The following is a 13,145-nucleotide window of genomic DNA, read 5'->3' on the forward strand; positions in this document are numbered from 1 at the left end:
CTCCCGCGCACTGCCGATCTTCTCGAGGGTTTTGCCACCAACGCGACATGGATGTACCCCTTCTCTGCCAGGAATTGCCATGCGTTGCTTACGCGATATCCCATGGAAGTGGTGGCTGGTGCTGAGCCTGCTCAGTGCCAGTCCTGCCGCCTTTAGCGTGACCAAGTCCGCCACCATCGGCCTCAGTGCCGAGGTGCTGCCGGCGTGCAGTGCAGGCAGCACGGCGCCGGTTACCCTGGGCCAGTTTGGCACCCTGAATTTCGGTACCTACTTTTCCCTCAACGCGTTGGTGTCGGCGACCAGTTCCGTCGGCAACGGTTCGCTGCGCGTTAATTGTCTGCTCAATACCCCGTACCGGGTGCTGCTCAGTGCCGGCGGCAGCGGCAATGTGGCGGCGCGGCGCATGACCGGCCCGGCTGCTGCGCAGATCAGCTACAACCTCTACACCTCGGCCGCTTACACCACCGTCTGGGACAACATCACCGGCGTCACCGGCACCGGCACCGGCGCCGACCAATACCTGCAAGTGTTTGGCCGCGTGCCGAAACAGGCAGCACCCACTCCCGGCACATACACCGACACCATCACCGTGACTGTGAGTTGGTAATGAGCGGCCGGCTGCTGCGCTACCTGATCGCAACGGTCTTGCTGTGTCTGCTTAGCGCTACTGGCCGGGCGGATACCGGCGTCAATGACACCCCCATCACCAAAGCCTTCGTGGTCAAAGCGGCCATCGCCAACGGCTGCATTCTGGGTTCCGGTGCGGCCGATGTAACCAGCTACGGCAACATCAGCTTCGGCCAGGTAAGCCTGTTGCCCAGCAACGTTGATGTCACCAGCACCACGGGGGCTGGTTCCATTTTGCTGCAGTGCACACCGGGTACGTCGCTCACCATCGGCATCAGCGCCGGCCTCAATGCCAGCAACATCGCTGCGGGCCGTTTTCTGATCAAGGGCGCTGAAACACTGCGTTATCAGCTGTATCAGGACACAGGTACTACCATTTGGGGTAACGGTACCAATGGCGGGACGGTGAAGAGCCTGACGTTTCCCGCTGGCACCGCCACGGTGGCCTATCCGGTATTTGCGCGTTTGTTTGCGGTCACGCCTATGCCTTCTGCAGGGATTTACAGCGACACGGTGACGGTGACCATCACCTACTAGCCGGATAACTAGAACTAAGGAGCTACCCATGCCCGAATGGAATCGTTGCCGGATTCTGTCAATTCTGGCCTTGTTGCTGTTGTGCAACAGCGGGCTTGTTCAAGCCGCCAGCTCGGTGTTGATCTGGCCGATCAACCCGCAGATCGAGGCGGGCAGAAAGCGGCGGCGTTGTGGCTGGAAAATCGTGGCCAGGCGCCCATCAGCTTGCAGGTGCGGGTACTGGCCTGGAACCAGGCCGATTATGGTGACCAACTCGGCGCCCAACGCGCGGTGGTCGCCAGCCCGCCTGCCGTCACCATCGATCCCGGCAAGCGGCAGATGATTCGCCTGATGAAAATGCAGCCGGTGCCTGCTGCCAGCGAGCAGACCTTTCGTGTGCTGGTGGATGAGTTGCTGCCGCCCGATGCGAAAACCGACGCAGCGCTGGGGGTGAAATTCCAGATGCGTTATTCGGTGCCGCTCTTTGTTTTGGCGATGGCGCGGGTCTGGCCAGCGCCGCCGCCAAACCCACGCCCGGCATTCAACTGCTGCAACCCGACCTGCGTTTTCAGGTGCAAAGCGAGGGCGGCAAACGCTACCTGCTGCTCAACAACCAGGGCCCGGCCCACGCTCGCCTGGCTAGTGTGGCGGTGAACCAGGGCGGCAAGAAAACCGTGATCGCCGAAGGCCTGCTCGGCTACGTATTGCCCGGTGCACGAATGCGCTGGGAGTTGCCGTGCCGGGCGACTCATTTGCCCTGGAAGCACGAATAAACGAGCTGGCGGAAATCCAGCCCATTTCACCGCACTGATAGCCAGAGAGCCCAGTGCGCTGCTTCAAGGAAGAGCACGCGCCTTCGCGATCCACGCGAGGCGTTGGTCAGGCTCATCCGACGTTTTTGCTGCTGGCGCTGTTGCTACTGGGTGCCGGGCCTCGCCTGCAAGCCGCCGAAGGGGCCAGGCCGATGCCCGGCCCGTTGCGTGATGCGCTGGGCGCCCAAGAGGGCACTGCTGATGCCGCACCCCCGGTCAACACCGCCGCTGCGCAACAGGCCGAGGCGGACCCCATGAGGCCGGCATCCGCAATGGCCTGGCCGCTGCGCGATGCGCTGGCCGCCGCCCCGGTACCGGCTTCGGCGCCGACGTTGCCGCCGGTTGGAGGCACCCCGGTGGGAGGCGTACCGGTACAAATCATACCCGCCGCGCGCATGCAGCCGCCGCAAGCGGCGCAGCCCGACCCGGCCTCGGCGGCTGCGGCGCAGGTACCCGCGGTCGCGGGGAATACACCCTTTTTCTGGAGCTGGTCGTCAATGAGTTACCCAGTGACCGTGTGGCACAAGTGACCGTTCGTGGCGAGCGTTACTTCGTCAGCAGCGAAGACTTGCTCGCCGTCGGCGTGCACCTGCCCGAAGGCGCCAGTGGCGAGCTGGCCCTGGATACCATCACCGGCCTGCAGTTCAGTTACGACCAGGAACTGCAGCGCCTGAAACTGGTATTGCCCAGTGACTGGCTGCCCGAACAGCAAGTGGGGGAGCGCTCGGTGTACGCCGCCGTGCCCGCGCAAAGCTCGTTCGGAGTGCTGTTCAACTACGACGCCTATTACAACGACACCGAAGACAGCAGCCACTATCTCAGCAGCTTTCTGGAGCAGCGCGTGTTCGGCAGCGCCGGCGTGTTGGGCAATACCGGTGTGTACCGCCACAGCTTCAACGACCTGGGTGCCGACCAGGATGGCTATATGCGCTACGACACCTACTGGCGCTACAACAACCAGGAAACCATGACCCGCTATATCGCCGGCGACCTGATTACGGGCGCGCTGACCTGGAACAGCGCCGTGCGCCTGGGCGGCGTGCAGATATCGCGCAACTTTGCCCTGCGCCCGGATCTGATCACCTACCCATTGCCGCGCTTCACCGGCGAGGCAGCAGTGCCGACGTCGGTGGATCTGTTTATCAACAACGCCAAGGTCAGCAGCGACCAGCTCAACCCTGGCCCCTACACCGTCAGCAACGTGCCCTATATCAGCGGCGCCGGTAACGCCACGGTGGTTACCACCGATGCCCTGGGCCGCCAGGTGGCGACGGACGTGCCGTTCTACGTCACCAACTCCCTGCTGCAAAAAGACCTCTTCGACTACTCGCTGTCGGTGGGCAAATTGCGCGAAGACTACGGGCTGAAAAATTTCTCCTACGGCACCGAGGTGTCCAGCGGCACATTCCGCTACGGTCTGAACGACTACTTCACCGCCGAAACCCATGCCGAAATCGGCGAAGAGCTGCGCCTCGGTGGGCTGGGCGCCACGGTAGGCCTTGGCAACGTCGGCACCCTCAGCACCTCTGTGGCGCAAAGCCAATACGACGGCAAGAAAGGCCTGCAAACCAACATCGGCTACAGCTATTACTCGACCAAATTCGGTTTTGGCGCCCAGCATGTGCAGCGCAATGACAAGTTCGTCGACGTCAGCATGCTCAGCGCCCTGGAGATCGGTCGCGACGAATTGAGCCTGGCGAAAACCACCGACCAGGTGACGTTCTCCTTCAGCCCCGGCGATGTCGGCAACGTCGGCATCGGCTACTTCGCCAGTGAAACCATGGATGGCCAGCGCACACGGCTGGTCAACCTGTCGTTCTCGCGCAGCCTGTGGGGCAACAGCAGCATGTATGTGGCGATGAACCGCGACCTGGATGGCGAAGGCTATTCGGCGGTGATGCAGCTGATCATTCCGTTCGACGTGCGCTCCACGTTCAGCGCCAGTGTCGAGCGCGACACCCAGGGCAAGTTTCGCGAACGGGTCAATCTCGGGCGCACGCCGCCGGTCAGTGGCGGCGTGGGCTACAACCTCGGCTACGCCACCGGCGACAGCACTTATGAACAGGCTGACGTTACCTGGCGTACCCCTTATGCCCAGGTGCAGGGTGGGGTGTACCGCGACGACGGGCGCCTGACCCAATGGGGCGATGTCACCGGTTCGCTGATCGCCATGGACGGGGAAGTCTTCCCCGGTAATCGCGTGGACGACGCCTTTGTGCTGATCAGCACCAACGGCATCAGTGATGTGCCGGTGAGCTTCGAGCATCAGCTGATGGGCAACACCAACAAAAGCGGCCACCTGCTGGTGCCCTCGGTGCCGTCTTACTACGGTGGCCAATATGAAATCGACCCGCTCGGCTTGCCGGCCAACATGCGTGTGCCGCAGGTGGAAAAACAAGATTGCGGTGCACCAGGGTAGCGGCGCCTTGCTCAATTTCGACCTGCGCCGGGTAGTAGCCGCCAGCATCGTGCTGATCGACTCGCGCGGTGAAGTGATCCCGCGTGGCAGTGAAGTGAAAGTGGACGGCACCAGTCTGCGTGCCTTCGTGGGCTGGGACGGCCTGGTTTACTTCGAAGCCTTAACGCGCAGAACCAGTTACACATAACCCGGCCCGACGGCCAGCAATGCGGGGCTGCGTTTGCCCTGCCCAAAACCGATGAAGAAGTGAGCCTGGTGGGTCCATTGACCTGCCGGTAACCGCTTGGCAAGGAGTGCGGCATGCGTGGTTTGCAGCAAGGAATACTACGGCTATGCAGCGGTGCGCGGCATGGGCTGCTAGGGCTGTTACTGATGGCCAGCAGCGGCATGGTGCAGGCGGTGTGCACCACCTCCGGCACTAACGTGAGCCTGGGCACCTTGAGCTCGCTGGCGCTGCAAACCACCACGGTCGGCAACTACGGCGCCGCCGGTATCAGCTGCACCGGTGGCTTGTCGTTGCTGTCCGGCTCCTACCTGCGGGTGATGCTCGACACGGCTAGCCTCAATCTCACCAACGGTGGTTACTCGGTGCCCTACACCATCAGCACCACCCAGAACGGTACACCGCTGCAAAACGGCGTGACCGCAACCGCCACCGGCCTTACCGTGCTGTCGCTCGGCGGTGGCAGCAACGGCATCGCTCTGTATTTCACCGTGCCCATGGGGCCCAATGTGCAAGCGGGCACTTACACCGGCACCGTCAGCCTTCGCTGGTACTACGCCATTTGCGACGCCGGCCTGCTCGGCGCATGCAATTGGAGTCGCTCACCGGCCTGGTGCAGGGGTGCACTATCGTCCTGGGCCTGGAGCTGTGCGCCGACCCGACCAACTGGGGCACGGGCGTGCTGACCAGTGCCACGCTGACGCTGGTGGTGACCAAATCCTGCCTGATCAATACCGCCAATCTGGATGTGGATTTCGGCACCAAGGCGCTGGTCAACCAGTTCACCACGTTCACCCAGACCGTGAGCGTTACCTGCACGAATAACGAAGGCTTCAGTGTCAGCTTCGACAATGGCGCGAACTACTCGGCACCCTGGCGCCAGATGGCCAGCGGCGCCAACCGGATGCGCTACAACATCTACCAACCCAACACCACGGTGATCTGGAACGCCACGCAGCCGGTGGCATTTCTGGGGACCGGGTTGGGGCAGACTTTCAAGTTTGATGCGGCGGTGGATGCCACGCAGAACAACGTGCCCTCAGGGGCCTATCAGGACAATGTCATCATGACGTTGACCTATTAGGTTCTGCGTTTGCAGGAATCGAGGCTGAAGCCTCTCCCACCGGGGCGTGCGATCAATTGTGGGAGAGGCTTTAGCCTCGATGCTTTTGACTTTCGCCCCGTATACTTCGGCGATATTTGTTGCGCTGGAGTTAACCGATGAGCCTGGCCCCGATTCGTCACTGGGTGTTCGATATGGACGGCACCCTGACCATTGCCGTGCATGACTTTGCGGCGATTCGTCGTGAGCTGGAAATCCCTGCCGAGGACGACATCCTCCATCACCTCGCCGCGCTGCCGGCCGAGATTGCCGCCGCTAAACATGCGTGGCTCATGGAGCATGAGCGTGAGCTGGCGTTGAATGCGCAACCGGCGCCGGGGGCTATTGAACTGGTGCGTGAGCTTCACGAGCGCGGCCATCAGCTCGGCATTCTGACCCGCAATGCTCACTCGCTGGCGCTGCTCACGTTGGACGCGATTGGCCTCGGTGATTGCTTCGCCACGGCGGATATTCTCGGTCGCGACGAGGCACCGCCCAAGCCGCATCCGGGCGGTTTGCTGCACTTGGCTGAGCAATGGCAGGTGGCGCCGGGTGAGATGGTGATGGTCGGCGATTACCGCTTCGACCTCGACAGCGGCAGGGCGGCGGGCACTCACACGGTGCTGGTGAATGTGCCGGAGAATTTGTGGCCGGAGTTGGCCGATTGGTATGCAGAGGATTGCGAGGCGTTGTTGCGGTTGAGCCGGGCATAACGCGGAAATTCGACCCACACCGCAATCCCGCCATACCTCGTCATCCCGCCTCACACCGTCATTCCCGCGCAGGCGGGAATCCAGGCGCGGAGATAGCACTGCGAAAGGTATTCCCCTTCAATATTCTGGATCCCCGCCTGCGCGGGGATGACGGTGTCAGCTTTGAGGTCTTGGTTTAAAACAAAAAATACCGCTGCGCCATCGGCAACACTTCCGCCGGTTCACACCACAGCAACTGCCCATCGGCTTTCACCTGATAGGTCTGCGGGTCTACATCGATTTGCGGGGTGTAGTCGTTGTGGATCAGGTCGCTTTTCTGCACGGTACGGCAACCCTTTACCACGCCAATCAGCTTCTTCAAGCCCAACTGCTCGGGCACCCCGAGGTCCATTGCCGCCTGGCTGATAAAGGTCAGGCTGGTGGCGTGCAGCATGCCGCCGTAGCTGCCGAACATCGGGCGGTAGTGCACCGGTTGCGGCGTCGGGATCGAGGCGTTGGCATCGCCCATCAGGCTCGCGGCAATCGCGCCGCCCTTGAGGATTAGCGTCGGTTTCACGCCGAAAAACGCCGGGCGCCACAGCACCAGGTCGGCGAACTTGCCCACTTCAATCGAACCCACTTCATGGCTGATGCCATGGGTGATCGCCGGGTTGATGGTGTACTTGGCGATGTAGCGTTTGACGCGGAAGTTGTCGTTGCCCGCACCGTCGCCCGGCAAAGCGCCGCGCTGTTTTTTCATCTTGTCGGCGGTCTGCCAGCAGCGGGTGATCACTTCGCCAACACGGCCCATGGCCTGGCTGTCGGAGCTGATCATCGAGAACGCGCCGAGGTCGTGCAGGATGTCTTCCGCGGCGATGGTCTCGCGGCGAATGCGGCTTTCGGCAAAGGCCACGTCTTCGGCAATGCTTGGGTCCAGGTGATGGCAGACCATCAGCATGTCCAGGTGTTCATCGATAGTGTTGCGGGTGAACGGCCGGGTCGGGTTGGTGGAGCTGGGCAGTACGTTGGGCAGGCTGCACGCCTTGATGATGTCCGGCGCATGGCCGCCACCGGCACCCTCGGTGTGGTAGGTGTGAATGGTGCGGCCTTTGAACGCGCCGAGGGTGGTTTCCACAAAGCCCGACTCGTTAAGGGTGTCGGTGTGAATCGCCACCTGCACGTCGTACTGGTCGGCCACGCTCAGGCAGTTGTCGATGGCGGCCGGGGTGGTGCCCCAGTCTTCATGCAACTTCAGGCCGATGGCGCCGGCTTTCACTTGCTCGATCAATGGCTCCGGCAGGCTGACGTTGCCTTTGCCGGTAAAGCCGATGTTCATCGGGAATGCGTCGGCGGCCTGGAGCATGCGCGCCATATGCCACGGCCCCGGCGTCACGGTGGTGGCGTAGGTGCCGGTGGCCGGGCCCGTGCCGCCACCAATCATGGTGGTGGTGCCGCTCATCAACGCTTCTTCGATCTGCTGCGGGCAGATGAAGTGGATATGGGTGTCGATGCCGCCAGCGGTGAGAATCATGCCTTCGCCGGCAATCACTTCGGTGGCGCCGCCGATGGCAATGGTGACATCCGGTTGAATGTCCGGGTTACCGGCTTTGCCGATGGCCGCGATGCGTCCGCCCTTGAGGCCGACGTCGGCTTTGACGATGCCCCAGTGATCGATGATCAGCGCGTTGGTGATCACCGTGTCGACCACATCGGCCGCGCACAGTTGGCTCTGGCCCATGCCATCGCGAATCACCTTGCCGCCGCCGAATTTCACTTCGTCGCCGTAGACGGTGAAGTCTTTCTCCACTTCGATCCACAGCTCGGTATCGGCCAGGCGCACCTTGTCGCCGACGGTGGGGCCGAACATGTCGGCGTAGGCTTGTCTGCTGATTTTCATAGATCTGTCCCTGGCCACATGGGGAAATTCTTTCTGTGGGAGAGGCTTCAGCCTCGATGCTTTTAAGATCAAAAACATCGAGGCTGAAGCCTCTCCCACACGTCATCTGTTTGATTTAAAGATCGCCCATCACCCGCCCGGCAAAGCCGAACACCCGGCGGCCACCCGCCAGCTCCACCAACTCCACATCCCGCGATTGCCCAGGCTCGAAGCGCACCGCCGTGCCGGCCGGAATATTCAGGCGCATGCCACGGGCCACCGCGCGGTCGAAGGTGAGGGCGTCGTTGGTTTCGAAAAAGTGAAAGTGCGAGCCCACCTGAATCGGCCGGTCGCCGCTGTTGGCAACGTTCAGCGTGGCGGTGCGGCGGCCTACGTTGAGTTCGATGTCGCCGGGCAGAATCTGGTATTCACCGGGAATCATGGCGCGCTCCTTTCAGGGGTAAGGATCAGTTGCATAAAAGTCAGGTCCAGCCAGCGCCCGAACTTGCGGCCCACCTGGGGCATCTGCCCGGTGGTGATAAAACCGAGGCGCTCGTGCAGGCGAATCGAGGCCGCGTTGCCGCTTTCGATAGCCGCCACCATCACGTGCTTGCCGCCGGCTTTGCAGCGCTCGATCAGTGCTTGCATCAGCAGCGGGCCCACGCCCTTGCCGCGCTGGTCGCTGCGCACATACACCGAGTGTTCGACGGTGTTGCAGAACCCATCGAACGGACGCCAGTCGCCATACGAGGCGTAGCCGACCACTTCATCGGCTTCATCGACGGCCACCAGAATCGGGTAAGCCTGCTGGGCGCGGGCGGCGAACCAGGCCTCGCGGTTGGCCAGGTCGACCACGGCGTCCATCCAGATGGCGGTGGTGTTGAGGACCGCGTCATTGAAGATGTCGCGGATGGCGGGCAGGTCGGCCGAGACGGCGTCGCGAATAATCATGGGCTCTCTTCTTTTTCTCAGGCGATGGGCTGGTGCACGGTGACCAGTTTGGTGCCATCGGGAAATGTCGCTTCAATCTGAATGTCCGGAATCATCTCCGGGATGCCGTCCATAACCTGGTCACGGGTGAGCAGGGTGGTGCCGAAATGCATCAGCTCGGCCACGGTGCGGCCATCGCGCGCGCCTTCGAGCAAAGCTGCGGAAATATAGGCCATGGCCTCGGGGTAGTTGAGCTTCACTCCGCGCGCCAGACGGCGCTCGGCCACCAGGCCGGCGGTGAAAATCAGCAGCTTGTCTTTCTCGCGTGGGCTCAGGTCCATCGGTCAGGTACTCCAGATTCGCGGCGGTACGGCAGCGCGGCCCAACAAGGCCGGACGCAGCACACGCCAAAGGTCGATCAGCCAGGCTCGCGCATGCAGCGCCTCTACGGCGAGGCAGCGGGCTACCACCAGGCCTGGCAATTGGCTGAGGTCACCGCGCACCCGGGCATGGGGCCCGGCACAGAGTTCGCGGCAGTGTTCGAGTAGTTCGGGATCAAGCTCGCCGGTAATCAACAGGGTGGCGAACACCGGGTTGCCGGCCAGGCCGATGGGCGAGTCGAGCAGGCCATCGCCACCGACCACCCGTTGGCGTTCATGCCAGAGCAGCTTGCCGTCGCGGCGGATATCCAGGTGGGCCTGAAAGTGGCCTTTGTCGAAACGTTCACCGGCGGCGGGGCGGCCGAGGGCGATCATGTCCCAGTAGAGCAGCTTGGCATCGCCCTGCAGCTCGATACGGGTGGTGAGTTCGGCCTGGGCAGCGGAGTAGACGATGGTTTCCTGCGGCAGCCATTCCAGAGTGGCGCCAGCGGCAACCTGCATATCGAGCTGCTGAAACGCCGGCCCGGTGGCGCGGTACCACTTGGCCGCGCCCGGGCTGGTGAGCTGCGCCCAGGCCTGTTCCTGGACCTGCACGCTGATATTCAGGCGGTCGCCACCGGCAATGCCGCCGGGCGGGTGGACGATGATGTGCTGACACACCTCGGGCCCCTCGGCATACAAGTGCTTTTGCACCCGCAACGGCCCTTGATGGCGGCGCATCACCGGGCGTGTGCTGTCGCCCTGACGGGCATAGGCCAGCTCCAGCTCGGCGTACCAGCTGGGGGTGAAGAGGGTGGGGGGCAACGGTGCGTTCATCAGGGTCTTAGGTGAATTCGGTCTGTTGCAGGCTAGAGCAATAGCCGTGCCTTTTGCGCCGAAGTAGTGCGATGAAAGGCTGAAGGTGGCGGGTGTGGGGAATTTGTTGGCGTGTTGATCAGGTTTTCGGCTCGGCGGCGGTGCTTTTTGTGTGCTCTTTGTTGGTGCATATGTTGTGGGTTGATCTGAAATGGTGCGCGCCGCCTCGATGCTATTTGGGCGCTGGCTCAACCGCCGCGTCTATCTGGCTCTCTCGCCGCGCGCAGTCCACACCCTACAGTCAGCCCTCCACCACCAGGGGCTCCTGACATGTTGTTGATTCTGGCCTTCGCCGCCGGCCTGCTGCGCGGTTACAGCGGCTTTGGCTTTTCCATGGTGCTGGCCTTGGGGCTGCTCACCGTCAGCCCTCCGGCCGTGGCCATTCCCGTTGTGCTGCTGTTGGATCTGGTCTGCAGCGTTAGCCTCTGGCCTGGCGCGCGCAAAACCTTCGATACCGGCGTAGGCCTGCGCCTGCTCGCCGGCATGCTGCTGGCGGTGCCAGTGGGCTCGCTGGCGTTGGCGCGGTTGCCCGAGCAGTGGATGGCGCCGGTGGTGGCGCTGTTGTGCCTGCTGGGCGGCGTGCTGGTGCTGTTTCGCCAGCCGGTGGCAAGCCGGCCGGTGACTTCGGGATGGGCCATGCCGGCCGGGTTTATCTCCGGTTTGGTGACCGCCATGGCTTCGGCCGGAGGACCGCCCGTCGTCGTGTATCTGCTGCGCAGTGGGCTATCTGCCGTCAGCGTACGGGGCACCGCCATCGTGTTTTTTGCCGTCAGCGATGTGCTCGCCCTGGCCAGTTTGTGGTGGCTGCACGTGCTCAGCCTGGAACACCTGCACCTGGCGGCCAGCCTGCTGTTGCCGGCGCTGTTGGGCAATGTGGCGGGGCAGGTGTTGTTCCGCCGTAAGCCCATGTCGTTGCACCTGCTGATCGGCAGCGTGCTGGTGCTGCTCTCGGCGGCGACCTTGGCCAAGACGCTGTTGTAGGTATCGCCAGGGCTACATATTTTTTGTATACAAAACTTAACGTTCCTGGTTACATTATTTCCGCGCCTACGACACCGGTAATCGCCGGTGTGTATTGCGACGGTCTCAAGCCATGCAACACCCCTTGCTGCTCGAACCCATCAAGCGTCCATCACCCGCGTCGCTTGTCCCCTGCACCACCGGCCGCACCTGCGCCTACAACACCCCTGGCCCACCCTGGACCCCTTAGCTGATGCCCTCGCAGTACCTCAACGCGGTAACTGCAACACAACCAACGTGAAATCAGATTCAAGCGGGAAAGGAATACGTAATGCCCAAGACTCTACTGGTCAAAAACGCCGAACTATTGGTGACCATGGATGGCGAACGCCGCGAAATTCGCCGCGGTGGCCTGTACATCGAAGACAACGTGATCAAGCAGGTCGGCCCCAGCGACACGCTGCCGCAAACCGCCGATGTGGTGCTGGATATGACCGGCAAGGTGGTCATTCCCGGCCTGGTCAACACTCACCACCATATGTACCAAAGCCTCACCCGCGTGGTGCCGGCGGCGCAGGATGGCGAGCTGTTCAACTGGCTGGAAAACCTCTACCCGATCTGGGCCCGCCTGACGCCGGAAATGATCGCCGTCTCCACCCAGACCGCGATGGCCGAGCTGATTCTCTCTGGCTGCACCACCTCCAGCGACCACCTCTACATCTACCCCAACGGCTGCAAGCTGGATGACAGCATTCACGCCGCCGGCGAGATCGGCATGCGCTTTCACGCCGCGCGCGGCAGCATGAGCGTCGGCCGCAGCCAGGGCGGCCTGCCGCCGGACTCGGTGGTGGAGAAAGAAAGCGACATCCTCAAAGAATCCCAGCGCCTGATCGAGGACTACCACGACGCCAGCCACGGCTCGATGCTGCGCGTGGTCGTGGCGCCGTGTTCGCCGTTTTCGGTAAGCCGCGATTTGATGCGCGAAGCCGCTGTGCTGGCGCGCCAGTACGGCGTATCGATGCACACGCACCTGGCCGAGAACGTCAACGACATCGCCTACAGCCGCGAAAAATTCGGCATGACGCCAGCCGAATACGCCGAAGACCTTGGCTGGGTCGGTCACGACGTGTGGCACGCCCACTGTGTACAACTCGACCAGCACGGCATTGAGCTCTTCGCCCGTACCGGTACCGGTGTCGCCCACTGCCCATGCTCGAACATGCGCCTGGCTTCCGGTATTGCACCCATCCGCAAGATGCGCGACCACGGCGTGCCGGTCGGTCTGGGCGTCGACGGTTCGGCCTCCAACGATGGCGCCAGCATGATTGGTGAAGTTCGCCAGGCCCTGCTGCTGCAGCGTGTGGGTTTCGGCCCGGATGCCATGACCGCTCGCGAGGCCCTGGAAATCGCCACCCTGGGCGGCGCCAAGGTGCTTAACCGCAACGATATCGGTGCCTTGGCGCCCGGCATGATCGCTGACTTCGTGGCCTTCGACATGAGCCACGTGAGTTATGCCGGTGCCCACCACGACCCATTGGCGGCGCTGGTGTTCTGCACTCCAACCCAAGTTCATACCAGCGTGATCAACGGCCGTGTGGTCGTTCAGGACGGTCGCATTACCACCGTCGATCTCCCGCGGGTGCTGGAACGTCACAACCAATTGGCCCGCCAACTGGTGACCGGCGAGTAACGCCTCCAGTCGCTGCGCCCGGCACAGGGCGCAGTGGCAGGAATGCACGTGCAACACGGAACT

Annotated in this window: 18 protein-coding genes; 12 read left to right on the forward strand and 6 right to left on the reverse strand. The window is 62.6% G+C overall.

The window, feature by feature from the left end; genetic code table 11:
* Nucleotides 1-79 precede the first annotated feature (79 nt).
* Together AC0V2S_RS02815 and AC0V2S_RS02820 are read left to right on the forward strand one after the other, a co-directional pair.
* Complete coding sequence (locus tag AC0V2S_RS02815) at nt 80-607, forward strand: Csu type fimbrial protein (protein WP_475508415.1); 528 nt, start codon at nt 80-82, stop codon at nt 605-607.
* Nucleotides 607-1,164 carry a Csu type fimbrial protein gene (locus AC0V2S_RS02820; protein WP_475508416.1) on the forward strand — a complete coding sequence of 186 codons (558 nt, stop codon included), beginning with the start codon at nt 607-609 and terminating at the stop codon, nt 1,162-1,164. Before AC0V2S_RS02815 ends, AC0V2S_RS02820 begins: the two co-directional genes overlap by 1 nt.
* A 99-nt stretch (nt 1,165-1,263) precedes the next feature.
* Here AC0V2S_RS02820 and AC0V2S_RS02825 read toward each other — a convergent pair whose 3' ends face one another.
* Nucleotides 1,264-1,416 (reverse strand): hypothetical protein, encoded by a 153-nt coding sequence (locus AC0V2S_RS02825; RefSeq protein WP_475508707.1) that lies wholly within the window; start codon nt 1,414-1,416, stop codon nt 1,264-1,266.
* Between AC0V2S_RS02825 and AC0V2S_RS02830 the strand changes: the two genes are divergently transcribed.
* From AC0V2S_RS02830 to AC0V2S_RS02865, 8 genes are all read left to right on the forward strand, one after another.
* On the forward strand, nt 1,375-1,797 hold the full coding sequence (locus tag AC0V2S_RS02830) for a fimbrial biogenesis chaperone (protein ID WP_475508417.1): 423 nt from the start codon (nt 1,375-1,377) through the stop codon (nt 1,795-1,797). The genes AC0V2S_RS02825 and AC0V2S_RS02830 overlap by 42 nt on opposite strands.
* Entirely contained in the window at nt 1,716-1,916 is a 201-nt protein-coding gene (locus AC0V2S_RS02835; protein WP_475508708.1) for a hypothetical protein, read from the forward strand. The genes AC0V2S_RS02830 and AC0V2S_RS02835 overlap by 82 nt, the downstream gene beginning before the upstream one ends.
* Before the next feature lie 191 nt (nt 1,917-2,107).
* Complete coding sequence (locus tag AC0V2S_RS02840) at nt 2,108-2,485, forward strand: hypothetical protein (protein ID WP_475508418.1); 378 nt, start codon at nt 2,108-2,110, stop codon at nt 2,483-2,485.
* Nucleotides 2,473-4,374 (forward strand): fimbria/pilus outer membrane usher protein, encoded by a 1,902-nt coding sequence (locus AC0V2S_RS02845; RefSeq protein ID WP_475508419.1) that lies wholly within the window; start codon nt 2,473-2,475, stop codon nt 4,372-4,374. The genes AC0V2S_RS02840 and AC0V2S_RS02845 overlap by 13 nt, the downstream gene beginning before the upstream one ends.
* Nucleotides 4,361-4,561 (forward strand): hypothetical protein, encoded by a 201-nt coding sequence (locus AC0V2S_RS02850; RefSeq protein WP_475508420.1) that lies wholly within the window; start codon nt 4,361-4,363, stop codon nt 4,559-4,561. Before AC0V2S_RS02845 ends, AC0V2S_RS02850 begins: the two co-directional genes overlap by 14 nt.
* A 113-nt stretch (nt 4,562-4,674) precedes the next feature.
* On the forward strand, nt 4,675-5,283 hold the full coding sequence (locus AC0V2S_RS02855; RefSeq protein WP_475508421.1) for a spore coat protein U domain-containing protein: 609 nt from the start codon (nt 4,675-4,677) through the stop codon (nt 5,281-5,283).
* On the forward strand, nt 5,277-5,681 hold the full coding sequence (locus tag AC0V2S_RS02860; RefSeq protein ID WP_475508422.1) for a Csu type fimbrial protein: 405 nt from the start codon (nt 5,277-5,279) through the stop codon (nt 5,679-5,681). Before AC0V2S_RS02855 ends, AC0V2S_RS02860 begins: the two co-directional genes overlap by 7 nt.
* A gap of 137 nt (nt 5,682-5,818) precedes the next feature.
* Nucleotides 5,819-6,412 carry an HAD family hydrolase gene (locus tag AC0V2S_RS02865; protein ID WP_475508423.1) on the forward strand — a complete coding sequence of 198 codons (594 nt, stop codon included), beginning with the start codon at nt 5,819-5,821 and terminating at the stop codon, nt 6,410-6,412.
* Nucleotides 6,413-6,587: 175 nt separating this feature from the next.
* Here the strand turns inward: AC0V2S_RS02865 and ureC are convergent, their stop codons facing one another.
* The 5 genes from ureC to AC0V2S_RS02890 form a co-directional block, all read right to left on the reverse strand.
* Complete coding sequence (gene ureC / locus AC0V2S_RS02870) at nt 6,588-8,288, reverse strand: urease subunit alpha (RefSeq protein ID WP_475508424.1); 1,701 nt, start codon at nt 8,286-8,288, stop codon at nt 6,588-6,590.
* A 115-nt stretch (nt 8,289-8,403) separates the two neighbouring features.
* Nucleotides 8,404-8,709, reverse strand: coding sequence for an urease subunit beta (locus tag AC0V2S_RS02875; protein WP_475508425.1), 306 nt, complete (start codon nt 8,707-8,709; stop codon nt 8,404-8,406).
* Nucleotides 8,706-9,218 (reverse strand): N-acetyltransferase family protein, encoded by a 513-nt coding sequence (locus AC0V2S_RS02880; RefSeq protein WP_475508426.1) that lies wholly within the window; start codon nt 9,216-9,218, stop codon nt 8,706-8,708. Before AC0V2S_RS02880 ends, AC0V2S_RS02875 begins: the two co-directional genes overlap by 4 nt.
* 17 nt (nt 9,219-9,235) lie before the next feature.
* Entirely contained in the window at nt 9,236-9,538 is a 303-nt protein-coding gene (gene ureA / locus AC0V2S_RS02885; RefSeq protein WP_108098576.1) for an urease subunit gamma, read from the reverse strand.
* A gap of 3 nt (nt 9,539-9,541) precedes the next feature.
* The gene (locus AC0V2S_RS02890; RefSeq protein WP_475508427.1) at nt 9,542-10,393 is read right to left on the reverse strand and encodes an urease accessory protein UreD; all 852 of its coding nucleotides are present in this window, start codon (nt 10,391-10,393) and stop codon (nt 9,542-9,544) included.
* A 309-nt stretch (nt 10,394-10,702) separates the two neighbouring features.
* Here AC0V2S_RS02890 and AC0V2S_RS02895 point away from each other — a divergent pair, with 309 nt between their 5' ends.
* Nucleotides 10,703-11,413: a TSUP family transporter gene (locus AC0V2S_RS02895; protein WP_475508428.1), complete on the forward strand. Its 711-nt coding sequence runs from the start codon at nt 10,703-10,705 to the stop codon at nt 11,411-11,413.
* A 310-nt stretch (nt 11,414-11,723) separates the two neighbouring features.
* The gene (locus AC0V2S_RS02900) at nt 11,724-13,082 is read left to right on the forward strand and encodes an 8-oxoguanine deaminase (RefSeq protein WP_475508429.1); all 1,359 of its coding nucleotides are present in this window, start codon (nt 11,724-11,726) and stop codon (nt 13,080-13,082) included.
* The last annotated feature ends 63 nt before the right edge of the window (nt 13,083-13,145 follow it).

Source organism: Pseudomonas sp. CC11G (genome assembly GCF_056174845.1).

What these genes read in the sequence shown, in the direction of transcription:
- AC0V2S_RS02815 (WP_475508415.1), top strand. Translation starts at nt 80, where the DNA reads ATGCGTTGCTTACGCGATATCCCATGGAAGTGGTGGCTGGTGCTGAGC.
- AC0V2S_RS02895 (WP_475508428.1), top strand. Translation starts at nt 10,703, where the DNA reads ATGTTGTTGATTCTGGCCTTCGCCGCCGGCCTGCTGCGCGGTTACAGC.
- AC0V2S_RS02840 (WP_475508418.1), top strand. Translation starts at nt 2,108, where the DNA reads ATGCCCGGCCCGTTGCGTGATGCGCTGGGCGCCCAAGAGGGCACTGCT.
- AC0V2S_RS02820 (WP_475508416.1), top strand. Translation starts at nt 607, where the DNA reads ATGAGCGGCCGGCTGCTGCGCTACCTGATCGCAACGGTCTTGCTGTGT.
- ureC (WP_475508424.1), bottom strand. Translation starts at nt 8,288, where the DNA reads ATGAAAATCAGCAGACAAGCCTACGCCGACATGTTCGGCCCCACCGTC.
- AC0V2S_RS02855 (WP_475508421.1), top strand. Translation starts at nt 4,675, where the DNA reads ATGCGTGGTTTGCAGCAAGGAATACTACGGCTATGCAGCGGTGCGCGG.
- AC0V2S_RS02880 (WP_475508426.1), bottom strand. Translation starts at nt 9,218, where the DNA reads ATGATTATTCGCGACGCCGTCTCGGCCGACCTGCCCGCCATCCGCGAC.
- AC0V2S_RS02875 (WP_475508425.1), bottom strand. Translation starts at nt 8,709, where the DNA reads ATGATTCCCGGTGAATACCAGATTCTGCCCGGCGACATCGAACTCAAC.
- AC0V2S_RS02900 (WP_475508429.1), top strand. Translation starts at nt 11,724, where the DNA reads ATGCCCAAGACTCTACTGGTCAAAAACGCCGAACTATTGGTGACCATG.
- ureA (WP_108098576.1), bottom strand. Translation starts at nt 9,538, where the DNA reads ATGGACCTGAGCCCACGCGAGAAAGACAAGCTGCTGATTTTCACCGCC.
- AC0V2S_RS02890 (WP_475508427.1), bottom strand. Translation starts at nt 10,393, where the DNA reads ATGAACGCACCGTTGCCCCCCACCCTCTTCACCCCCAGCTGGTACGCC.
- AC0V2S_RS02865 (WP_475508423.1), top strand. Translation starts at nt 5,819, where the DNA reads ATGAGCCTGGCCCCGATTCGTCACTGGGTGTTCGATATGGACGGCACC.